At 66.1% G+C, this 19,649-nt stretch carries 21 protein-coding genes; 14 read left to right on the forward strand and 7 right to left on the reverse strand.

What is annotated here, in order from left to right; genetic code table 11:
- The 3 genes from ACNFIA_RS13010 to ACNFIA_RS13020 are packed head-to-tail and all read left to right on the forward strand — an operon-like array spanning nt 1 to nt 2,750.
- Nucleotides 1–1,212: a c-type cytochrome gene (locus ACNFIA_RS13010; protein ID WP_416785323.1), complete on the forward strand. Its 1,212-nt coding sequence runs from the start codon at nt 1–3 to the stop codon at nt 1,210–1,212.
- A gap of 3 nt (nt 1,213–1,215) precedes the next feature.
- Complete coding sequence (locus ACNFIA_RS13015; protein ID WP_416785326.1) at nt 1,216–2,187, forward strand: XdhC family protein; 972 nt, start codon at nt 1,216–1,218, stop codon at nt 2,185–2,187.
- Nucleotides 2,184–2,750, forward strand: a complete 567-nt coding sequence (locus ACNFIA_RS13020) for a nucleotidyltransferase family protein (RefSeq protein WP_416785328.1) — start codon at nt 2,184–2,186, stop codon at nt 2,748–2,750. The genes ACNFIA_RS13015 and ACNFIA_RS13020 overlap by 4 nt, the downstream gene beginning before the upstream one ends.
- A 397-nt stretch (nt 2,751–3,147) precedes the next feature.
- On the opposite strand, the gene ACNFIA_RS13025 is transcribed toward ACNFIA_RS13020, so the two are convergent.
- The 4 genes from ACNFIA_RS13025 to ACNFIA_RS13040 all read right to left on the reverse strand — a co-directional run bounded on the left by ACNFIA_RS13025 (nt 3,148) and on the right by ACNFIA_RS13040 (nt 5,940).
- Nucleotides 3,148–4,005 (reverse strand): alpha/beta fold hydrolase, encoded by an 858-nt coding sequence (locus ACNFIA_RS13025; RefSeq protein ID WP_416785331.1) that lies wholly within the window; start codon nt 4,003–4,005, stop codon nt 3,148–3,150.
- A gap of 69 nt (nt 4,006–4,074) precedes the next feature.
- Nucleotides 4,075–4,482, reverse strand: coding sequence for a type II toxin-antitoxin system VapC family toxin (locus ACNFIA_RS13030; RefSeq protein WP_416785334.1), 408 nt, complete (start codon nt 4,480–4,482; stop codon nt 4,075–4,077).
- Complete coding sequence (locus ACNFIA_RS13035) at nt 4,479–4,739, reverse strand: antitoxin (RefSeq protein WP_259757473.1); 261 nt, start codon at nt 4,737–4,739, stop codon at nt 4,479–4,481. The genes ACNFIA_RS13030 and ACNFIA_RS13035 overlap by 4 nt, the downstream gene beginning before the upstream one ends.
- Before the next feature lie 76 nt (nt 4,740–4,815).
- Nucleotides 4,816–5,940, reverse strand: a complete 1,125-nt coding sequence (locus ACNFIA_RS13040; RefSeq protein ID WP_416785336.1) for a methyltransferase — start codon at nt 5,938–5,940, stop codon at nt 4,816–4,818.
- A 336-nt stretch (nt 5,941–6,276) separates the two neighbouring features.
- Here ACNFIA_RS13040 and ACNFIA_RS13045 point away from each other — a divergent pair, with 336 nt between their 5' ends.
- The 3 genes from ACNFIA_RS13045 to ACNFIA_RS13055 all read left to right on the forward strand — a co-directional run bounded on the left by ACNFIA_RS13045 (nt 6,277) and on the right by ACNFIA_RS13055 (nt 9,932).
- Nucleotides 6,277–7,269, forward strand: coding sequence for a TRAP transporter substrate-binding protein (locus tag ACNFIA_RS13045; protein ID WP_259757471.1), 993 nt, complete (start codon nt 6,277–6,279; stop codon nt 7,267–7,269).
- Nucleotides 7,270–7,375: 106 nt separating this feature from the next.
- Nucleotides 7,376–8,152: a ferredoxin--NADP reductase gene (locus tag ACNFIA_RS13050; RefSeq protein WP_416785338.1), complete on the forward strand. Its 777-nt coding sequence runs from the start codon at nt 7,376–7,378 to the stop codon at nt 8,150–8,152.
- Between the two features lie 229 nt (nt 8,153–8,381).
- Nucleotides 8,382–9,932, forward strand: coding sequence for a TerC family protein (locus ACNFIA_RS13055; protein ID WP_416785341.1), 1,551 nt, complete (start codon nt 8,382–8,384; stop codon nt 9,930–9,932).
- A 39-nt stretch (nt 9,933–9,971) separates the two neighbouring features.
- Here the strand turns inward: ACNFIA_RS13055 and mscL are convergent, their stop codons facing one another.
- Nucleotides 9,972–10,388 (reverse strand): large-conductance mechanosensitive channel protein MscL, encoded by a 417-nt coding sequence (gene mscL / locus ACNFIA_RS13060; protein ID WP_259757467.1) that lies wholly within the window; start codon nt 10,386–10,388, stop codon nt 9,972–9,974.
- Nucleotides 10,389–10,557: 169 nt separating this feature from the next.
- Between mscL and ACNFIA_RS13065 the strand changes: the two genes are divergently transcribed.
- The 3 genes from ACNFIA_RS13065 (at nt 10,558) to radA (ending at nt 12,605) form a co-directional block, all read left to right on the forward strand.
- Nucleotides 10,558–10,800 (forward strand): YdcH family protein, encoded by a 243-nt coding sequence (locus tag ACNFIA_RS13065; protein ID WP_259757466.1) that lies wholly within the window; start codon nt 10,558–10,560, stop codon nt 10,798–10,800.
- A 76-nt stretch (nt 10,801–10,876) separates the two neighbouring features.
- Nucleotides 10,877–11,119 carry a hypothetical protein gene (locus tag ACNFIA_RS13070; protein WP_259757465.1) on the forward strand — a complete coding sequence of 81 codons (243 nt, stop codon included), beginning with the start codon at nt 10,877–10,879 and terminating at the stop codon, nt 11,117–11,119.
- 106 nt (nt 11,120–11,225) lie between these two features.
- Entirely contained in the window at nt 11,226–12,605 is a 1,380-nt protein-coding gene (gene radA, locus ACNFIA_RS13075) for a DNA repair protein RadA (protein ID WP_416785346.1), read from the forward strand.
- Nucleotides 12,606–12,720: 115 nt separating this feature from the next.
- Here radA and ACNFIA_RS13080 read toward each other — a convergent pair whose 3' ends face one another.
- Nucleotides 12,721–13,089 carry a PilZ domain-containing protein gene (locus ACNFIA_RS13080; protein ID WP_045216617.1) on the reverse strand — a complete coding sequence of 123 codons (369 nt, stop codon included), beginning with the start codon at nt 13,087–13,089 and terminating at the stop codon, nt 12,721–12,723.
- A gap of 180 nt (nt 13,090–13,269) precedes the next feature.
- On the opposite strand from ACNFIA_RS13080, the gene ACNFIA_RS13085 reads away from it, so the two are divergent.
- The 4 genes from ACNFIA_RS13085 to yjiA all read left to right on the forward strand — a co-directional run bounded on the left by ACNFIA_RS13085 (nt 13,270) and on the right by yjiA (nt 17,438).
- On the forward strand, nt 13,270–13,779 hold the full coding sequence (locus ACNFIA_RS13085; protein WP_416785349.1) for a DUF3015 domain-containing protein: 510 nt from the start codon (nt 13,270–13,272) through the stop codon (nt 13,777–13,779).
- A 186-nt stretch (nt 13,780–13,965) separates the two neighbouring features.
- Nucleotides 13,966–16,032, forward strand: coding sequence for a carbon starvation CstA family protein (locus tag ACNFIA_RS13090; protein WP_259757462.1), 2,067 nt, complete (start codon nt 13,966–13,968; stop codon nt 16,030–16,032).
- Nucleotides 16,033–16,044: 12 nt separating this feature from the next.
- Nucleotides 16,045–16,248 carry a YbdD/YjiX family protein gene (locus ACNFIA_RS13095; protein WP_015478970.1) on the forward strand — a complete coding sequence of 68 codons (204 nt, stop codon included), beginning with the start codon at nt 16,045–16,047 and terminating at the stop codon, nt 16,246–16,248.
- A gap of 191 nt (nt 16,249–16,439) precedes the next feature.
- Entirely contained in the window at nt 16,440–17,438 is a 999-nt protein-coding gene (gene yjiA / locus ACNFIA_RS13100; RefSeq protein WP_416785351.1) for a GTPase, read from the forward strand.
- A gap of 313 nt (nt 17,439–17,751) precedes the next feature.
- On the opposite strand, the gene ACNFIA_RS13105 is transcribed toward yjiA, so the two are convergent.
- The gene (locus ACNFIA_RS13105) at nt 17,752–18,438 is read right to left on the reverse strand and encodes a GntR family transcriptional regulator (protein WP_259757460.1); all 687 of its coding nucleotides are present in this window, start codon (nt 18,436–18,438) and stop codon (nt 17,752–17,754) included.
- Between the two features lie 140 nt (nt 18,439–18,578).
- On the opposite strand from ACNFIA_RS13105, the gene ACNFIA_RS13110 reads away from it, so the two are divergent.
- Nucleotides 18,579–19,649, forward strand: a complete 1,071-nt coding sequence (locus ACNFIA_RS13110) for an ABC transporter ATP-binding protein (protein ID WP_416785354.1) — start codon at nt 18,579–18,581, stop codon at nt 19,647–19,649.

A 19,649-nucleotide genomic window follows, 5' to 3' on the forward strand; every position in this document is an offset into this window, starting at 1 on the left:
ATGCAGCGCATTCTTTCCGGCCTTACGCTGGCCATCGGCCTGGGCCTCGCGCTCGGTGCCCAGGCGGCCGACCAGGACCTGATTCAGCGCGGCGAGTACGTCTCCCGCGCCGCCGACTGCATGGCCTGCCACACCGCCGAGGGCGGCGCGCCGTTCGCCGGCGGCCTGCCGATCCACTCGCCGTTCGGCACCATCTACGGCAGCAACATCACCCCGGACAAGGACTTCGGCATCGGCAACTACAGCGCCGACGACTTCTTCGCTGCCCTCACCGAAGGCAAGCGCAAGGACGGCGCCAATCTGTACCCGGCGATGCCCTACACCTCCTACCACCTCATCAAGCGCGAGGACAGCGATGCCCTCTACGCCTACCTGATGAGCCAGACGCCGGTGCACCGCGCCGCGCCCGAAACCCGCCTGAGCTTCCCGTTCAACGTGCGCCTGGGGTTGTCGGGCTGGAACATGCTCTACGGCAAGAGCGTGCAGCTGGAGAGCGCGGAGGGCAAAAGCGCCGCATACCAGCGCGGGCAATACCTGGTGGAAGTGCTCGGCCACTGCGGCGAGTGCCACACCCCGCGCAACCAGATCGGCGCCCTGCAGCAGGACAAGCGCCTCACCGGCGGCCTGCTCAACGGCTACAGCGCCCCGAGCCTGCTGGCCCAGGACCTCGCTGAGCGCGGCTGGACCCGCAGCGACCTCACCGGCTTCCTCAAGCACGGCATGAGTCCGCAGGGCAGCATGTTCAACGAGATGTTCCCGGTGATGCACCTGAGCACCCAGCACCTGGGCGACGAGGACCTGGCCGCCATGTCCACCTACCTGCTCGGCGAGCAACCGCCGCCGGCCAAGGTGGTCGAGGTGGTGCCCGCGGACCGGCTCAGCGACAGCGCCAAGCGCGGCCGCCAGCAGTACCTCAACGTCTGCGCTGGCTGTCACGGCAACGACGGCGAGGGCAAGCCGCACATCGCCGTGGCCATGCAGGGCAACACCACCCTGCGCCTGGCCGATTCGCGCAACCTGGCCAAGGTCATCGTCGAAGGCATCCGCGAGCAGCAGTTCACCGGTTTCGAGCGCATGCAGCCGATGCCGGGCTTCGCCGACAAGCTCAATGACGAGCAGCTCGCCGACCTGATCAACTACCTGCGCCAGGCCTGGGGTGGCTTGCCGGGCGATATGGGCGTACAACAGGTCGCTCAACTCAAAGCGGAGTGAGTCGTGCAGCATCTCGATCTGCAAGTGGTCCGGCAGGCGCTCCAGTGGTCCACTGCCGGGCAGCGCGTATGGTTGTGCAGCGTGCTCTTCACCTACGGCTCGGCGCCCCGCGCGCCGGGCTCGCTGCTGGCGGTCAACGCCAGCGGCCAGTGGGTGGGCTCGCTGTCCGGCGGCTGCGTCGAGGATGACTTCCTCGAACGCGTCGCCGAGGGCGAGTTCAACGAGCCGGTGGTCGTGGTGCGCTACGGCGACGGCACCGACACCCGCACGAACATCCGCCTGCCCTGTGGCGGCATCCTCGACGTGCTGGTGGAAAACCTCGCCCCCGATTGCGACGTCCAGGCCCACCTGCGCGAGCTGGAATCGGCGCTGCTCGGCCAACGCCGCCTGCTGCGCGAAGTGAACCTGCAGGACGGCAGCCGCCGCCTGAGCGACGACCACGAGCACGGCCCGCGCGTCGAGCGTGACGAAGCCCGCGTGCGCCTGCGTGTCGGCGCAGCGCAGCGCCTGTTGCTGGCCGGCTACTCCAGCGTCGCGCACTTCTGTGCCGAGTTCGGCAAGGGCCTGGGCTTCGAGGTCATTCTCTGCGACCCGCGCGACGAAGCGCTGGACGGCGTGGTGCTGGACGGCATCGAGATCCGTCGCGAACTGCCGTCGATCTTCATCGCCAACGGCGGGTGCCACGCGGACACCGCCGTGGTCGCCCTGACCCACGACCCGAAGATCGACGACCTGGCGATGCTCGAAGCCGTGCGCACCGAGGCCTTCTACATCGGTGTCATGGGCTCGCGCACCACCTCGGAAAAACGCCGCGAACGCCTGCACCGCATCGGCGGCCTGAACGAGGCCGAGCTGGCGCGTATCCACGCACCGATCGGCCTCAACCTGGGCAGCAAGACCCCGGCGGAAATCGCCCTGGCCGTGCTGGCCGACATCCTGCGCACTCGCAGCGGGATTGCCCGCGAGGCACTGTGACGGTCGTCGCGCTGGTCCTGGCCGCCGGCCAGGCTTCGCGCTTCGGCGCCGACAAACGCAGCGCGAGCCTGCCCGACGGCCGCAGCCTGCTGGCCCACAGCGTCGAGCGTGCGCTGGCGGTATTCGATGAAGTGCGGGTGGTGCTGCGGGATGGCGAGCGAGCGGAAGCCTTTGGTCTTCCGGCTGGCTGCCGGGTCATCCACAGCCCGCAGGCGGCGTTGGGCATGGGCCACAGCCTGGCGGCCGGCGCGGCGTCGCTGGTCGATTCCCAGGCTCAGGCGCTTGCCATCCTGCTCGGCGACATGCCGTGGATCGCCCCTGAGACCCTGCGTGCGCTGAGCGATGCGGCCAGCGCTTCGAGCATTCTGTTTCCGATTTTCGACGGCCAGCGCGGGCACCCCGTGCTGTTCGGGCGCCAATTCTGGCCGGCGCTGACACAGCTCACCGGCGACGAAGGCGCGCGCGCCGTGGTGCAGGCGAATCGGGATCGTTGCATCACCCTGGATGTTGTTGATGCCGGGGTATTGCGGGATGTAGACACGCCGGAGGCCTTGCGCCTGTAGGTGCAACGTGAATGCCGGTATTCCGTGCCGAGGATGTCCCTCTCCCTAACCCTCTCCCTGAAGGGAGAGGGGACTGGTCCGTCGCAGCATGACAACTCGGGGCCAGTCGGCTGACTCGGCGCCTTCCTGCAACGCCGAACGATTCCCTTCCCTGAAGAGGAGGACTGGTCCGGCGCGGCATGACAACTCGGAGCCAGTCGGCTGACTCGGCGCCTTCCCACAGCGCCGAACGGCCCCCTCTCCCTTCAGGGAGAGGGTTGGGGAGAGGGCCTGCCGTGGCACGATATCTCAGGCAAGAGCGGACCTTGTCCGCCATCGCGCGCATGGCGCGCTCCTACAAGGGAATGCCGGCGCCAGACTGTAGGAGCGAGCTTGCTCGCGAACCGCCCAACGAGAATCAATGTTGCGCCAGCCACCGCCCGATGCGCGGCCAGACTTCCAGGCTGGCATTGCGCGACAGCAGCAGGCGGTTGTGGCTGTAATCCTCCCGCGCTCCCGTCGCCAGCCCGAACAGTTCGAGCTTCGCCTGCGTCCCGGCAAACGCCTTCACCAGCGCCTCGCAACCCGCGAGCGGCGCGATGAAGGTGTCTCCGCTGCCCGCCACTCCGAGGACGGGCAGTTCAACGCTGGCCAGTCCTTGCAGGTAGTCGAAGCCCTCCAGCGAATCGAAGCGCCGGCGGAAATTCCATTGGCACCACTGGCGCATCAGCCGCGCGCTCTCCGCCTCGGGGCCGACACTCTTGGCCCGGCTGGGCGCGATGCGCCGCCAGCGCAGCATCCAGTCGAACCCCTGGAGCATCAGCCAATGCCGCAGGCTGGCGCCCGCCGCCGTGGCCTGGGAGCCGATCAGCACCAGCGAGCGCAGCCGCCGCTGTGCCAGCTCGGGATGACGCGCCGCCCACATCGCGACGATCAGCCCGCCGCCGGAATGGCCGACCCAGTGCAGCGCCGCGTGGCCGCTGCGCAGGCTGACCGCGTCGAGGATCGCCGGCACGTCCTGCTCGGCCACGTCATCGAAACTATGCAGGAAGCCGTTGCGCCCGCTGTCGCCGTGCCCGCGCCAGTCGAACAGCCAGCAGGCGAAGCCCTGGCTGCCCAGGTAATTGGCCAGTCCGAGGCAACTGCGGTGGTTGGAGAAGGTGCCGTGGGTCAGCACCACCGGCACGCCATCCACCGGGCCAACGCGGCGCAGGGCGAGATCGATGCCGTCGGCGGTGCGGATCAGTTCAGGCAGGGCGGCTTCTTGTGCGGTCATGGCGCGCATCCGGGTGGGGGCGATCCATGCTGCTACCGCCGCGGGCGCAAGGCAATCGGCTTCGGCAGATCAGCTTGCCCAGTCTTCCAGCATCAGGCCGTCGATACGCTCGAACTCGCGGGTGTTGTGCGTGACCAGCGTGGCGTCGAGCGCGAGAGCGTGGCAGGCGATCCACAGATCATTGGCCCCGATGGGCGTGCCGGCCTGCTTCAGCCGGGTGAAGTGCACGGCGTAGTGTTCGCACAGGCGGGCGGTGCCGTCGTAGATTACTGGCACCTGACGCGTCAGACGGTCCAGCTGGCGCAGGACTTCGGCCTTGCGCGAGCTGCGTTCGGCACCTTTCAGCAGCTCGGCATAGGTGAAGAACGACATGTTCAGCGAGGCGTCGGCGGGCAGGGCATTAACCCGTTGCGCGACGGATTCCGGCCGGTTTTTCAGCAGGTAGAGGAGGATATTGGTGTCGAGCAGGTACTTCACAGCTCGTCCCGGTCCTGGGCCGGTGGCTGATCGCGCTGTTCGTCGTCCAGGGCCTCGAGGAAGTCTTCGTCGAAGCCCTGCAGCGCTTCCATCAGCGCGGCGCCACGGTCCTGCGGGATGGGATGGATCACCAGGTCGCCGTTGTCCTTGCGGGTGATCTCCACGCTGCCAACATCCAGGCGGAACTCCTGGGGAATCCGCACGGCTTGGCTGTTGCCGTTCATGAACACGCGGGTAGTCAGGGTGGAAGTCGGCATAGGTACGCGCCTCCGTCGTGTGTACGTCTGCGTGTGTATTGTGCGGGTCGGTCAGGTTTTGAGCAATCCCTTCGCCTTACTTGGTCGCCTTCAACACCACGAACTTCGGATTGGCCGCCACCTGCTCGACGCCGCGGAACAGGCGTTTGAGCTTGGCGTGGTAGCCCAGGTGGCGGTTGCCGACGATCCACAGTTCGCCGCCGGTGACCAGCGCGGAGCGGGCTTGCTGGAACATGCGCCAGGCGAGGAAGTCGCCGACCACCTGCTGCTGGTGGAAGGGAGGGTTGCACAGGATCAGGTCCAGCGAGTCGGCCGGCTGTGCGGCGAGGCCATCGTCGGGGTGGATATCCACCGGGCGCTCGCCGAGGGCGGCCTGCCAGTTCTCCTGCGCGGACTGCACCGCCATGTACGACTCGTCCACCAGCGTCAGCTCGGCCTGCGGGTTGAGCAGGGCGAAGGCGATGCCCAGCACGCCGTTGCCGCAGCCCAGGTCCGCCGCGCGAACGGCGTGGTGCACCTGCGGCAGGTGCGGGAGAAAGGCGCGGGTGCCGATGTCCAGGCCTTCGCGGCAGAACACGTTGGCGTGGTTGAGCAGGGTCAGCGCGGGCTGCTCCAGGCGATAGCGGCTGGGGTAGGGCGAGGCGGGGGCGGGACGCTCCTCGGCGGAGGCGATCAGCAGGCGGGCCTTTTTCACCGCCAGCGACGCCTGCATCGGGCCGATGTACTGTTCCAGCAGATCGCCAGCAGCGCGGGGCAGGTGCTTGATCATGCCGGCGGCGATCACCTTCGCTCCGGGTGCGAGCTGGCCATGCAGCCGGATCAGTTGTTCCTCCAGCAGCGCCAGGGTCTTGGGGACGCGCACCAGCACGTAGTCGAAGGGACCTTGCGCGGTGTCGCTGGCGGGGACGAAGGTCAGCGGCGCGTCATTCAGGCCGTTGCGTTCGAGGTTGCGTTGCAGGGCGATGAAGCCCAGGTGCGAGTCGCCGCTGCTGGTCAGGCGCACGTGCGGCGCGAGACTGGCGGCGAGGGCGCCGAAGCTGTCGTTGAGCACCAGCACGCGGCTGTCCGCGCTGACGCCTTGCTCATGCAGATGATTGAGCAGGTACTCGTCGGCCGCGTCGAAGGCTTGCAGCGGGTCTTCGCGCTGTTCGGGGTGGCGGACCAGGTCGAGCTGGGCGAAGGGGCTGGCGAGGACGGGCATGGGGCTCTCGAAACGACGGAAATGGCTGAGATAGAGGTACTGTCTCGTTGGCAATGATGTGAGGCTTATTGCAACGAGTTTGTCATCAAATTGAGACGTGGTTGACTCGCAACAGCTTGTGCGGGCCAGCGATATACCGAAAAATTATGACCTATCCGCCCCGCCTTCGTCTGCGCGGCGGCATCCCAATAATAACCGGGCGGTCCATGCGACCCGGTAGGGCCCGATCCCGGAGTGCGCTCCGCCGACCGACGGCCACCCTTCCAAGTCTTCACGAATCCTCGACACGCGACGCCCGTTCGCGCGCCGGGCTATTGCCATTGCATAAGGATATCGATGTACCAGTCGTTGCTCGGGTTGGCCTTGTCCGCCCTTTTCCTCGTGGCTCAACCGGCCTTCGCCGACGCGCCCATCGTCATCAAGTTCTCCCACGTCGTCGCCGACGACACGCCCAAGGGCCGTGGCGCGCTGCTGTTCAAGAAGCTGGTGGAAGAACGCCTCGCCGGCCAGGTGAAGGTCGAGGTGTTCCCCAATTCCACGCTGTTCGGCGATGCCGACGAATTGCAGGCGCTGCAGGACGGCAAGGTGCAGATGCTGGCGCCGTCGCTGTCGAAATTCGAGGGCTACACCAAGCAGCTGGAAGTCTTCGACCTGCCCTTCCTGTTCGATGACCTGGAGGCGGTGAAGCGTTTCCAGAAGCGCGACAAGAGCCGCGAGCTGCTGCATTCCATGGCGCGCTCGGGCATCTACGGCCTGGCCTACTGGAACAACGGCATGAAGCAGCTGTCGGCCAACCGCGAGCTGCGCGCGCCGGGCGATGCCAAGGGCCTGGCGTTCCGCATCCAGCCGTCCTCGGTGATTACCGCGCAGTTCGGCCTGCTGAACGCGACGGCGGTGAAGATGCCCTTCGCCGAGACGCTCAAGGCGTTGCAGGACGGCAAGGTGCAGGGCACCGAGAACACCTGGTCGAATATCGGCAGCCAGAAGCTCGACAGCGCCCAGCCGTTCATCACCGAGACCAATCACGGTGTGCTCAGCTACATGGTGATCAGCAACCAGAAGTTCTGGAACAGCATGCCGTACCCGGTGCGCACCCAGCTGGAAAGCATCATCGAAGAGGTCACCGTCGAGGTGAACAAGGACGCCGAGGCGTTGAACCAGAAGGAGCGCGAGCACGTGGTTGGCAACGGCAAGGCGCGCATCCTCGCGCTGACGCCGGCCGAGCGCGAGGCCTGGCGCACCGCCATGCAGCCGCTGTGGAAGCAGTTCGAGGGCGAGATCGGCACCGACGTGCTGCGCGCCGCCCAGGTGGTCAACCGCAAGCACTGACCCAGCGCAGGCTTGTGGCGGTCCTGGCGATAGCCACAAGCCTTGCGGGTGTTCCTCGCGCCGCTAATACGGGAAAATGGGCCCGTTGCCTGTGAAGGAGCGGACGATGACCGCCAGCGAAGAGAAGTTCACCCGCCAGACCCTGCTGGAAGTGCAGACGCTCACCCCGAGCCTGTTCACCCTGCGCACCACCCGTGACAGCGGCTACCGCTTCCGCGCCGGGCAGTTCGCCCGCCTGGGCGTGTACAAGCCCAGCGGCAGCATCGTCTGGCGCGCCTACTCGATGGTCTCGGCGCCCCACGACGAGTTCCTCGAGTTCTTCTCCATCGTCGTCCCCGGTGGTGAGTTCACCAGCGAACTCAGCCGCCTGCGCGTCGGCGACCAGCTGCTGGTGGACCGCCAGGCCTTCGGCTTCCTCACCCTCGACCGCTTCCCCGACGGCCGCGACCTCTGGCTGCTGGCCACCGGCACCGGGCTGGCGCCGTTCCTGTCGATCCTGCAGGACTTCGAGGTGTGGGAACGCTTCGAGACCATCAAGCTGGTCTACAGCGCCCGTGAGGAAAAGGAACTGGCCTACCGCGAGCTGATCGCCAGTTTCGGCGCCATGGAGCACCTGGCCGACCATATCCACAAGCTGCAGTTCATCCCGGTGGTCACCCGCGAGCCGGTGCCGGGCTGCCTGAACGCACGCATCACCACGCTGATCGAGAATGGCGAGCTGGAGCGCGCCGCTGGTCTGGAACTCACCCCCGAACATTCGCGCGTGATGCTCTGCGGCAACCCGCAGATGATCGAGGACACCCGCGCGGTGCTGAAGGCCCGTGGCATGAGCCTGGCGCTGACGCGCAAGCCCGGCCAGATCGCTGTGGAAAACTATTGGTAAGGCTGGCTCGATAGATTTTGAAAAGATTGTCCCCTTAGGGGGAAAGCCCTTTGCCCTTAGGATGAGCGTCCGTTTCCCTTTTTTCGGACCTTATGGACAGTCACAGTACGACGCCGAACCCGGTCGCTACCTTCGTAGAGCCAGCGTTCGGCGAACCTCCCCCGGCATCCGCGTTCGCGGATGATCCTGCCCGGCCAACCATGGCGCGCACCCAGCGAGGTGAGTCGACATGGAATGGCTGATGGACCCCACGGCCTGGCTCGGCCTGCTCACCCTGATCCTGCTTGAGCTGGTGCTCGGCATCGATAACCTGGTCTTCATCGCGATTCTCGCGGACAAGCTGCCGCCGCACCTGCGCGACCGCGCGCGGCTGATCGGCCTGTCGCTGGCACTGCTGATGCGCCTGGGCCTGCTGGCGAGCATTTCCTGGCTGGTCACGCTCACCGAGCCGCTGATCGAGGTGCTGGGCAAGAGCTTCTCCGGCCGCGACCTGATCATGCTGTTCGGTGGTCTGTTCCTGCTGTTCAAGGCCACCCTGGAGCTGCATGAACGCCTGGAGGGCCGGGTGCACACGTCCAACGGCAAGCGCGTGTATGCCGCCTTCTGGCCGGTGGTCGCGCAGATCGTGGTGCTGGATGCGGTGTTTTCCCTCGACGCGGTCATCACCGCGGTGGGCATGGTCGAGCAGTTGGAAGTGATGATGATCGCGGTCATCTTCTCCATCGGCCTGATGATGGTGGCCAGCAAGCCGCTGACCCGCTTCGTCATCGAACACCCGACGGTGATCATGCTGTGCCTGGGCTTCCTGCTGATGATCGGTTTCAGCCTGACCGCCGAGGGCCTGGGCTTCCACATCCCGAAGGGCTACCTGTACGCCGCCATCGGCTTCAGCCTGCTGATCGAGATGGCCAACCAACTGGTGCGCTGGAAGCGCCAGAAAAGCCAGCGCGGTCAGCGCGGCCTGCGCCAGCGCACCGCCCACGCGGTGCTGCGCCTGATGGGCGGCAAGGTGGACGCCGACGAGGTGGGCGAGGAGATCGCCGACCTGGTCGGGCCGGACGAGGGCGCCGACGCGCCGTTCGACCGCCGCGAGCGGGTGATGATCAGCGGCGTGCTGGGCCTGGCCGAGCGCCCGGTGAAAGCGGTGATGATCGACCGCCAGCGCGTGCACCGCGTGGATGTCGCCGACAGCCCGCAGGACATTCGCCGTGCGCTGCTGGAGTCGCCGTACTCGCGGCTGCTGGTGATCCGCGAAGGCAACATCGACGAGCCCCTGGGCTACGTGCACAAGAAGGAACTGTTCGCCGCCCTGCTGCAGGGCCGCGAACTCGACATCCTGCCGCTGCTGCGCGAGCCGCTGAGCCTGCCGGACAGCAGCACGGTGCTGGGCGCCCTGGAACAGATGCGCGCAGCCTCGACCCACCTGGCCTTCGTGGTCAACGAGTTCGGGGGCTTCGAGGGCATGCTGAGCATGACCGACGTGCTGGAGGCCATCGCCGGTGAGCTGCCCGATGCCAGCGAGGTGTCCGGTACTGACATCGAGGCCCAGGCCGGCGCCTACCGCGTGGACGGCGCCGTGACCCTCTCGGCGCTGGCCGAGCGGGTCGGCTTCCACGCCCGGCCGACGGCGGAATACCAGACCCTGGGCGGGTTGGCGCTCAAGCACCTTGGCCGCTTGCCGGCCAAGGGGGACACGCTGGAGCTGGGCGGCTGGCGCCTGGAAGTGACGGATGTCAGCGAGCGGCGCATCGGCCGGGTACTGCTGACGCCGCCGGGCTGACGCCGGCCGCGGCGGTGCCCGGCCGGGTCAGCGATCTGCTCAGGGAGCGCGGTTGTTCTGCTGCTTGAGCAGGTCGCGGATCTCGGTCAGCAGGGTTTCTTCCGGGGTCGGAGTCGGCGGGGCGCTGGGGGCCACGGCTTCCTCGCGCTTGAGCTTGTTGATCGCCTTCACGCCCATGAAGATGGCGAAGGCAACGATGATGAAGTCCAGGCAGGTCTGAATGAATTTGCCGTAGGCCAGCACCACGGCCGGCGTCTGGCCCTCGGCGGCCTTAAGGGTGATCGCGAGGTCGGAGAAGTCCATGCCGCCGATCAGCAGGCCAATGGGCGGCATGATCACGTCGCCGACGAAGGACGAGACGATCTTGCCGAACGCGGCGCCGATGATGATACCGACGGCCATGTCGACCACGTTGCCCTTCACGGCGAAGGCCTTGAATTCGTTAAGCAGACTCATGCACTGACTCCTTGTTACGCAAGATAGAGGGGACAGGCGCAGTTTAGCGGCCTGTCGCCGTCTGAACACCCCGGATGCGGTCAATTCCCACGGCATGACCGGCGGCTGTGGGCACTATCACGCCGTGGTCTAGGCTTATCGGGCAACCCATTCACAAAGGAGGCCCGCCATGCCGCTCGAGCATCATCCCCTGTCCCGCGAATTCCCCGACCAGAAAGCCCTCATGACCCGGTTGCACGGCAAGGACGCCAACTTCACCCGCATGGCCGCGACCTACGAGGAGCTGGACAAAAAGATCTACGACATCGAGGACGGCCGCGAAGCGATGGACGACCTCGCCCTCAACTCCCTGAAACTGCAGCGCGTGACCCTGAAGGACGAGATCGCCGACCTGCTCAAGCGATCCGGTTGAGCTTGACCAGAGTCAAGGGTGTGGAACGGAGCGAGGCGTAGGCTCCCGTCATCTCTTTCCTACTGGTGCCACCGCCATGCGTAAAGCCATTTCGTCCTCTGGCAAGTCCGTCACCAAGCTCCCGCAACGCAATGCCGACACCCTGCGCGCCCAGGAGCGCCTGGTCCGCCTGAAGCTGCAGTACGAGCTGCTGGACCAGCGCATCGGCCGCGTGGAGGAGGGCATCGAGCGCCCCGACTGCACCCTGGCCTCGCTGCTGATGCGCCGCGAGAGCCTCAAGCACGACATGGAAAGCCAGTACCGTCGCCTGGCGAGCTGACGATCCTTCGCGATCTGTCGCCCCGGTTCGCCAGCGCGTAAATAGGTTCTGAAGCGCCGGGCGCGATTGGCTATGATGCGGGCTTTGTTTCAGACGGAGTCCGCCCATGGCCAAGGCCAAGCGCATGTACGGCTGCACCGAGTGCGGCGCCACCTACCCGAAATGGGCCGGCCAGTGTCCGGATTGCGGCGCCTGGAACACGCTGGTCGAGACCGTCATCGACACCACGCCCACGGGCGGCTCGGGCAGCAGTTCCTCCGGCCGTGGCGGCTGGGCCGGCCAGCAGGCCAACATCAAGACCCTCGCCGAAGTCAGCGTCGAGGAAATGCCGCGCTTCTCCACCGCCTCGGCCGAACTGGACCGCGCCCTCGGCGGCGGCCTGGTCGACGGTTCTGTCGTGCTGATCGGCGGCGACCCCGGCATCGGCAAGTCCACCATCCTCCTGCAGACCCTCTGCAACATCGCCGCGCGCCTGCCGGCGCTCTACGTCACCGGCGAGGAATCCCAGCAACAGGTCGCCATGCGCGCGCGCCGCCTGGGCTTGCCCGAGGACAAGCTCAAGGTCATGACCGAGACCTGCATCGAGACCATCATCGCCACGGCGCGCCAGGAGCAGCCCAAGGTGATGGTGATCGACTCGATCCAGACCATCTTCACCGAACAGCTGCAATCGGCCCCCGGCGGTGTCGCCCAGGTGCGCGAGAGTGCGGCGCTGCTGGTGCGCTTCGCCAAGCAGAGCGGCACGGCGATCTTCCTGGTCGGCCACGTCACCAAGGAAGGCGCGCTGGCCGGCCCGCGGGTGCTGGAGCACATGGTCGACACCGTGCTGTATTTCGAGGGCGAATCCGACGGCCGCCTGCGTCTGCTGCGCGCGGTGAAGAACCGCTTCGGCGCGGTGAACGAACTGGGCGTGTTCGCCATGACCGACCGTGGCCTGAAGGAAGTCTCCAACCCTTCGGCGATCTTCCTCACCCGCGCCCAGGAATCGGTGCCGGGCAGCGTGGTGATGGCCACCTGGGAAGGCTCGCGGCCGATGCTGGTGGAGGTGCAGGCGCTGGTGGACACCAGCCACCTGGCCAACCCGCGCCGCGTGACCCTGGGCCTGGACCAGAACCGCCTGGCCATGCTGCTGGCGGTGCTGCACCGTCACGGCGGCATCCCGACCTATGACCAGGACGTGTTCCTCAACGTGGTGGGCGGTGTGAAGGTGCTGGAAACGGCGTCTGACCTGGCGCTGATGGCGGCGGTGATGTCCAGCCTGCGCAACCGGCCGCTGGATCACCAGTTGCTGGTGTTCGGCGAGGTCGGTCTGTCCGGCGAGGTGCGCCCGGTGCCCAGCGGCCAGGAGCGCCTGAAGGAAGCGGCCAAGCACGGCTTCAAGCGCGCCATCGTGCCCAAGGGCAACGCCCCGAAGGAGTCGCCCCCCGGCCTGCAGGTCATCGCGGTGACGCGCCTGGAGCAGGCGCTGGATGCGTTGTTCGAGTAAAGCTGCATCGGCGTTGCGGATAAGCGATCGCGGACGGAGTCCGCTCCTACGCCCAGGCTGGCATTAGTGTAGGAGCGGACTTCGTCCGCGATCGGGTTCAGGGTGGCGCGCGATCTCAATGTTCGCTGAGCAGCGTCAGCTCCCGCTCCAGCAGCGATTCGTCGCCCAGGTTCAGCTCCACCAGGCGGCGCAGGTGGCTGATGGAATCCAGGTCGATGTGCCGGCAGTTGAAGCCCAGCAGGCCTTCGCGTTCCCAGGCGAGGTCGGCCTCCATATAGACGTTGACGTCGAAGCCCAGGTAGATGCGCACCTGCACCGGTTCCTGGGCGACGATGCTCCAGTGTTCCGGCCGTTGCACCAGCAGGCCCTGCAGGGACAGATCGAGCAGCGTCACCTTCCAGCGCAGGTCGCCCTGGCTGATCTCGGTGCCGGCGTCGAAGGCGATGCGCTGGAAGCGCCGGCGCTCGTCGTGATCGTCAGTCATGTCGTGGCTCTCCGGCCGTTTCTGCTTCGCCTCACTATAGTCGCAAGGCGCTGCTGGCGCGTCGCGCGCCGGTCGCCCGCTGCATCGTCCGTCAGGCGCGTCCCGTACCGGTTTGACAGCCCGCGTACCCTCGCCAAAGCTCCATGTGCGATAAACCACCACCACTGCGGAGAGCAGAGCATGGACAATAAACTCATCAAGGGTCTGATTTTTGGGGTTATCAGCTTTGCCAGCCTGGCGGCGCACGCCGATGAAGCCGGCCAGAGCGGCAAGGGCTGCGGCTGGGGCAACATGGTCTTCGACGGTCAGCGCGGCCTGTTCCCGCACCTGCTGGCCACCACCACCAACGGCACCTCGGGCAACGCCACCTTCGGCCTGACCTCCGGCACCAACGGTTGCGACGCCAGCCAGCGCATTTCCTATGGCGGTCGCTCGATCTTCGCCATGAACGGCATGCTCGACAATATCGCCGAGAACATGGCCCAGGGACATGGCGAGGCGCTTGACGCCTACGCCGTACTGCTCGGCATTCCGACCCAGGACCGCGCGCACTTCGCCCAGGTCACCCAGCAGCACTTCGGTGAGATCTTCACGTCGCAGAACGCCACCGGCGAGCAGGTGCTGAACAACACCCTGGCGGTGATGAGCCGTGACCAGGTGCTGGCGCAGTACGCCAAGCAACCGGTCTGAGTCCACACGACGCCGCCAAAGGCCCGCCCCAGGCGGGCCTTTGCATTTCCTGACTCCACGGTCCAGCGGTTTGACCTCCGGCAATAAGCGCGTAACCGCTCTAGACTAAGGTCGTATGAATGGGTCGCTGGAAAAGACTAGAATTTTTCTGCGAATTCTCGCCTTCAAACTGTCGGAAGCCTCGCTATGAACAATAACAACAACCTGCTACGTCACCTCGCATGGCTGGTGGTGGCGATAGTCGGTGCATTTGCCTTGGGAGTCGTGGCGCTACGCCGCGGCGAAGCCATCAACGCACTGTGGATCGTCGTCGCGGCGGTTGCCATCTACCTGGTCGCCTACCGTTACTACAGCCTGTTCATCGCCACCAGGGTGATGCAACTGGACGCCAATCGAGCGACCCCCGCGGTCCTCAACAACGACGGCCTGGACTACGTCCCGACCAACAAGCACATCCTCTTCGGTCACCACTTCGCTGCCATCGCCGGCGCCGGCCCGCTGGTCGGTCCCGTACTGGCTGCGCAGATGGGCTACCTGCCCGGCACGCTCTGGCTGATCGCCGGCGTGGTGCTGGCCGGCGCCGTGCAGGATTTCATGGTACTGTTCATCTCCAGCCGCCGCAACGGGCGTTCGCTGGGTGAACTGGTCCGCGAGGAAATGGGGCAGGTGGCGGGGACCATCGCTCTGTTCGGCGCTTTCCTGATCATGATCATCATCCTCGCGGTGCTCGCGCTGATCGTGGTGAAGGCCCTGGCCGAAAGCCCGTGGGGCATGTTCACCGTGCTGGCGACCATCCCGATCGCGCTGTTCATGGGCGTGTACATGCGCTACATCCGCCCGGGCCGCATCGGCGAGATTTCCGTCGTGGGCATCCTGCTGCTGCTGGGTTCCATCTGGCTCGGCGGGCAGATCGCCGCCAGCCCCGAGTGGGCCCCGGTGTTCACCTTCCACGGCGTGCAGATCGTCTGGATGCTGATCGCCTACGGCGCCATCGCCTCGGTGCTGCCGGTGTGGCTGCTGCTGGCCCCGCGTGACTACCTGTCGACCTTCCTCAAGATCGGCACCATCATCGCCCTGGCCATCGGCATCGTGATCGTCTCGCCGGAGCTGAAGATGCCGGCCCTGACCCAGTTCACCGACGGCACCGGCCCGGTGTGGAAGGGCGGCCTGTTCCCGTTCCTGTTCATCACCATCGCCTGTGGCGCCGTCTCCGGCTTCCACGCGCTGATCTCCTCGGGCACCACGCCCAAGCTGCTCAACCGCGAGCCCGACGCCCGCTACATCGGCTACGGCGGCATGCTGATGGAGTCCTTCGTGGCGATCATGGCGATGGTCGCTGCTTCGGTCATCGAACCGGGCATCTACTTCGCCATGAACAGCCCGCCGGCCGTGGTCGGCGCCGACGTCAACGCCGTGGCCGCGACCGTCAGCAGCTGGGGCTTCGCCATCACCCCGGACGTGCTGACCCAGACCGCCAAGGACATCGGCGAGACGACCATCCTGGCCCGTGCCGGTGGTGCGCCGACCCTCGCCGTGGGCATCGCGCACATCCTTCACCAGGTGCTGCCGGGTGAGAACACCATGGCCTTCTGGTACCACTTCGCGATCCTCTTCGAGGCGCTGTTCATCCTCACCGCGGTGGACGCCGGCACCCGTGCCGGGCGCTTCATGCTGCAGGACCTGCTGGGCAACTTCGTCCCGGCGCTGAAGAAGACCGAATCCTGGACCGCCAACATCATCGGCACCGGCGGCTGCGTCGCGCTGTGGGGCTGGCTGCTGTACCAGGGCGTGGTCGATCCGCTGGGTGGCATCAACACGCTGTGGCCGCTGTTCGGCATCTCCAACCAGATGCTCGCCGGCATCGCGCTGATGCTCTCCACCGTCGTGCTGATCAAGATGAAGCGCCAGCAGTACGTCTGGGTGACCGCCCTGCCGGCCGCCTGGCTGCTGATCTGCACCACCACCGCCGGCCTGATCAAGCTGTTCGACAGCAACCCGGCCGTGGGCTTCATCGCCCTGGGCAAGAAGTACTCCGCCGGCCTGGACGCCGGGCAGATCATCGCCCCGGCCAAGGACATCGGCCAGATGCAGCACGTGATGATGAACGCCTACATCAACGCCGGCCTCACCGTGCTGTTCCTGCTGGTGGTGTTCAGCGTGCTGGTGTACGCGATCAAGGTGGGCGCCAGTGCCTGGACCAAGAAGGAGCGCACCGACAAGGAAGCTCCGTTCCAGCCCATCCCGGACGCCTGACGGAGCAGCATCATGTTCAACGACCTCAGCCGCATGGGTAAGTATCTCGGGCAGGCCGCACGCATGCTGGTCGGCATGCCCGACTACGACACCTACGTTCAGCACATGCAGAACAAGCACCCGGACAAGACTCCGATGACCTACGAGGAGTTCTTCCGCGAGCGCCAGGAGGCGCGCTACGGTGGCGGCAAGGGGAGGCCGATCCGCTGCTGCTGACGCGATGAAACTGGCTGCGTGGCCGATGCTGCGTTGCCAGCGGCCGGAAAAATGCTCATCTACGGAAGTAGACTCCGCTTTTTCCGGCCACTGGCGCCTTGCCTCGCCTGCCTGGCCGACGTTTCATAAGCAGAGATGCGGGCCGCGAGCGATCGCGGCCCGTTTTCCTTTCTGATTGCCTGGATGTCCCCATGACCGATTCCGCAAGCGCGCCGCAGATTCCGGTGACCGTCCTCACCGGCTTCCTCGGGGCCGGCAAGACCACCCTGCTCAAGCACATCCTCAAGGCCGAGCACGGCCTGAAGATCGCCGTGATCGAGAACGAATTCAGCGATACGCCCATCGACGGCCAGTTGCTGGGCGACGACGCGGTTCAGGTGACGACGCTGTCCAACGGCTGCGTCTGCTGCACCATCAATAGCGACCTTGAGCGTGCGCTCTACGTCCTGCTCGAGCGCCGCGACAACGGCGAGCTGGACTTCGACCGCGTGGCGATCGAGTGCACCGGCCTGGCCGACCCGGCCCCGGTCGCACAGACCTTCTTCGTCGACGAGACGCTGCGCGAGCGCTACCTGCTCGACGGCATCATCACCCTGGTGGACGCCGCCAATGCCGAGCGCCACCTGCAGGAAGCCATCGCCCAGGCCCAGGTCGGTTTCGGCGACCGCATCCTGGTGAGCAAGCGCGATCTGGTGTCGCCGGCGCGGTACGAGGCGCTGGTGGAGCGCCTGCAGCGCATCAACCGCCGCGCCGAGATCCATGCCGTCGAGCACGGCGCCATCGAGCTGGAACGCCTGCTCGACGTACGGGGCTTCAACCTCAACGCCGACGTCGGCCTGCGCCCGCTGCTGCGCCCCGTGCGCCCGGCGTCCGGCGCCACCGACCGCATCACCACCCTGGTGCTGCGCAGCGACAATCCGCTGGATATCGAACGCCTCAGCGAGTTCATGGACGACCTGCTGCAATGGCACGGCAACTCGCTGCTGCGCTACAAGGGCGTGCTTAACATCGCCGGGGAGGAGCGCCGCCTGGTGTTCCAGGGCGTGTTGCGGCTCTATGGCTTCGACTGGGACACGCCGTGGAAGGGCAACGAGCAGCGCGAGAGCGTGATCGTCTTCATCGGCGACAACCTGCCCGAAGACGAAATCCGCCGCGGCTTCGACCGCATCACCGGCGGCCCCACCGCCTGAAGGAGAGCGCCCGGCCAGTGCCGGGCGTTTTCTTTGGCGCTCTTCGTAGGAGCGAGCTTGCTCGCGAACCGTGCTGGCCGGCTGATGCCAAGCTCAGATACCCCGCCGGACAGCCCCCTCTCCCTTCAGGGAGAGGGTCGGGGAGAGGGCCAGATGCTCAGGCTGAATGCTGTCGCTCACACGGACACCGCGTCCCCCTCCCTAGCCCTCCCCCTGAAGGGAGAGGGGACCGTTCGGTGCGAGCGTTTAAAGTGGCGTCAACCGGCTCCCTGTTCGCGAGCAAGCTCGCTCCTACCAAAAGCCTCGTTGCGGCTCAGCTGCCAATCAGATGCTTGAGCGGGTGGTAATCCGCTTTCAAATTCCCCGCTGCCTTGATGATCGCCTGCTCGATGGCATTCAGGTGCATGCAGGTCAGCTCGATGGCCGCCGCCTGGTTGCCCGACTCGATGTACTCGATCAGCCGCTGGTGCTCGTTGCCGCGGCAGGTCTCGTGCTGGTCGTCGTCCAGGGTGGTGGCGTAGAGCGAGGCGCGTTCGATCAGCTTGCGGAAGAAGTCCAGCAGCACCGGATTGTTCAGCGCCGCCGCCAGCTTCAGGTGGAACTCGCCGAGCAGGTGCACGAACCGCGCGTGGTCCTGGTCGTGGGTCGCCTCTTCCAGGGCTACGTGATCGCGCAGGTCCTGGATGATCGCGCTGTCCGCGCGGCGGCAGAGCTCGCTGACGATGCCAATCTCGATCAGCCGCCGGGTTTCGAACAGCGAGCGGATCTCTTCGTCGCTGGGTAGCGCCACCCATGCACCCTTGTTGAGCGCACTCGACACCAGCCCGTCTGCTTCCAGATGTTTCAGCGCCGCGCGCACTGACGTGCGGCTGACCTTGAACAATTCCGCCAACGCGGCCTCGCCCAGCTTCATGCCAGGACGCAGGCTGCGCTTGCTGATCGCTTCATAAACCCCTTGGTAGACGCGTTCCACCGTGGACTCGGGGTGTTTCTCCGTCATGACCGACTCCGCCTCATGCTTGACCCTGGGAAGGATGCCGCAAAACCGCCCGTGCAAAACCAGTTGCAGAAGAAAAATACATCCGCTATTTGTAGATTGCATTCAAATATTGCATACAAAAATAAGAGGAATGCACCAAAATGAATCATTCGTCGTCCGTCGAGGTGCGCCGGGTCAGCAAGCGCTATACCGACGATCCCAACGTCGCTCCTGCTCTCAACGAAGTCTCGGTGGACATTGCCCATAACGAGTTCTTCACCTTGCTGGGGCCGTCCGGCTGCGGCAAGACCACGCTGCTGCGCAGCATCGCCGGCTTCGAGAACGTCACCTGCGGCGACATCCTCGTCGGCGGCGAGCGGGTCAACGACCTGCCGCCGTACCGCCGCCGCATCAACACCGTGTTCCAGAGCTACGCCCTGTTCCCGCACATGTCGGTGAGCGAGAACATCGCCTTCGGCCTGGAGATGCAGGGCCTGGCGCGCAGCGAGATTCCCGGCCGGGTGAAGGAGATGCTGGCGCTGGTGCAGATGGAGCACCTGGCGCGACGCAAGCCGGCCGAGCTCTCTGGCGGCCAGCAGCAACGCGTGGCCCTGGCCCGCGCGCTGGCGCCCAAGCCCTCGGTGCTGCTGCTTGACGAGCCGTTGTCCGCGCTGGACCTGAAGCTGCGCAAGGAGATGCAGGTCGAGCTCAAGCGCGTGCAGGAAGAGGCGGGCATCACCTTCATCTTCGTCACCCACGACCAGGAAGAGGCGCTCACCCTGTCCGACCGGATTGCCGTGATGTCCCACGGCAACATCATGCAGATCGGCACCCCCAACGAGATCTACGAACGCCCGACCCATCGCTTCGTCGCGCAGTTCATCGGCGACATCAATTTCCTTCCCGGGCAGATGCGCCAGGGCGGCTTCCATCCCAACGCCATGGCGGCGGAGATTCCCTGCGAGCTGCCGGCGGGCCTGGCCAGCGCCACTGTGCAACTGGCTTTCCGCCCGGAGCGCTCGAAGCTGGTGGATCCGTCCCAGCCGCATCACCTGCGCGCGGTGATCGAGACGGTGATGTACGTCGGTACGGCGACGCTGTATCGCTGCCGCCTGCCCGATGCCTCGCAGATCACCCTGCGCGAGAGCAACGAGGGTGGTCGCGCCCGCGACGTCGGCGAGGCCGTGGCGGTGCACCTGCCGCCCCAGGCCTGCCTGCTGATGGAGGCGTGA

The organism is Pseudomonas sp. NY15437 (assembly GCF_048068435.1).
Lineage (GTDB): Bacteria > Pseudomonadota > Gammaproteobacteria > Pseudomonadales > Pseudomonadaceae > Pseudomonas > Pseudomonas nitroreducens_B.

Coding starts and splice junctions, on each gene's coding strand:
- ACNFIA_RS13010 (WP_416785323.1), top strand. CDS start 1: ATGCAGCGCATTCTTTCCGGCCTTACGCTGGCCATCGGCCTGGGCCTC.
- ACNFIA_RS13025 (WP_416785331.1), bottom strand. CDS start 4,005: ATGACCGCACAAGAAGCCGCCCTGCCTGAACTGATCCGCACCGCCGAC.
- ACNFIA_RS13035 (WP_259757473.1), bottom strand. CDS start 4,739: ATGCCGACTTCCACCCTGACTACCCGCGTGTTCATGAACGGCAACAGC.
- ACNFIA_RS13040 (WP_416785336.1), bottom strand. CDS start 5,940: ATGCCCGTCCTCGCCAGCCCCTTCGCCCAGCTCGACCTGGTCCGCCAC.
- ACNFIA_RS13045 (WP_259757471.1), top strand. CDS start 6,277: ATGTACCAGTCGTTGCTCGGGTTGGCCTTGTCCGCCCTTTTCCTCGTG.
- ACNFIA_RS13050 (WP_416785338.1), top strand. CDS start 7,376: ATGACCGCCAGCGAAGAGAAGTTCACCCGCCAGACCCTGCTGGAAGTG.
- ACNFIA_RS13055 (WP_416785341.1), top strand. CDS start 8,382: ATGGAATGGCTGATGGACCCCACGGCCTGGCTCGGCCTGCTCACCCTG.
- mscL (WP_259757467.1), bottom strand. CDS start 10,388: ATGAGTCTGCTTAACGAATTCAAGGCCTTCGCCGTGAAGGGCAACGTG.
- ACNFIA_RS13065 (WP_259757466.1), top strand. CDS start 10,558: ATGCCGCTCGAGCATCATCCCCTGTCCCGCGAATTCCCCGACCAGAAA.
- ACNFIA_RS13070 (WP_259757465.1), top strand. CDS start 10,877: ATGCGTAAAGCCATTTCGTCCTCTGGCAAGTCCGTCACCAAGCTCCCG.
- radA (WP_416785346.1), top strand. CDS start 11,226: ATGGCCAAGGCCAAGCGCATGTACGGCTGCACCGAGTGCGGCGCCACC.
- ACNFIA_RS13080 (WP_045216617.1), bottom strand. CDS start 13,089: ATGACTGACGATCACGACGAGCGCCGGCGCTTCCAGCGCATCGCCTTC.
- ACNFIA_RS13085 (WP_416785349.1), top strand. CDS start 13,270: ATGGACAATAAACTCATCAAGGGTCTGATTTTTGGGGTTATCAGCTTT.
- ACNFIA_RS13090 (WP_259757462.1), top strand. CDS start 13,966: ATGAACAATAACAACAACCTGCTACGTCACCTCGCATGGCTGGTGGTG.
- ACNFIA_RS13095 (WP_015478970.1), top strand. CDS start 16,045: ATGTTCAACGACCTCAGCCGCATGGGTAAGTATCTCGGGCAGGCCGCA.
- yjiA (WP_416785351.1), top strand. CDS start 16,440: ATGACCGATTCCGCAAGCGCGCCGCAGATTCCGGTGACCGTCCTCACC.
- ACNFIA_RS13105 (WP_259757460.1), bottom strand. CDS start 18,438: ATGACGGAGAAACACCCCGAGTCCACGGTGGAACGCGTCTACCAAGGG.
- ACNFIA_RS13110 (WP_416785354.1), top strand. CDS start 18,579: ATGAATCATTCGTCGTCCGTCGAGGTGCGCCGGGTCAGCAAGCGCTAT.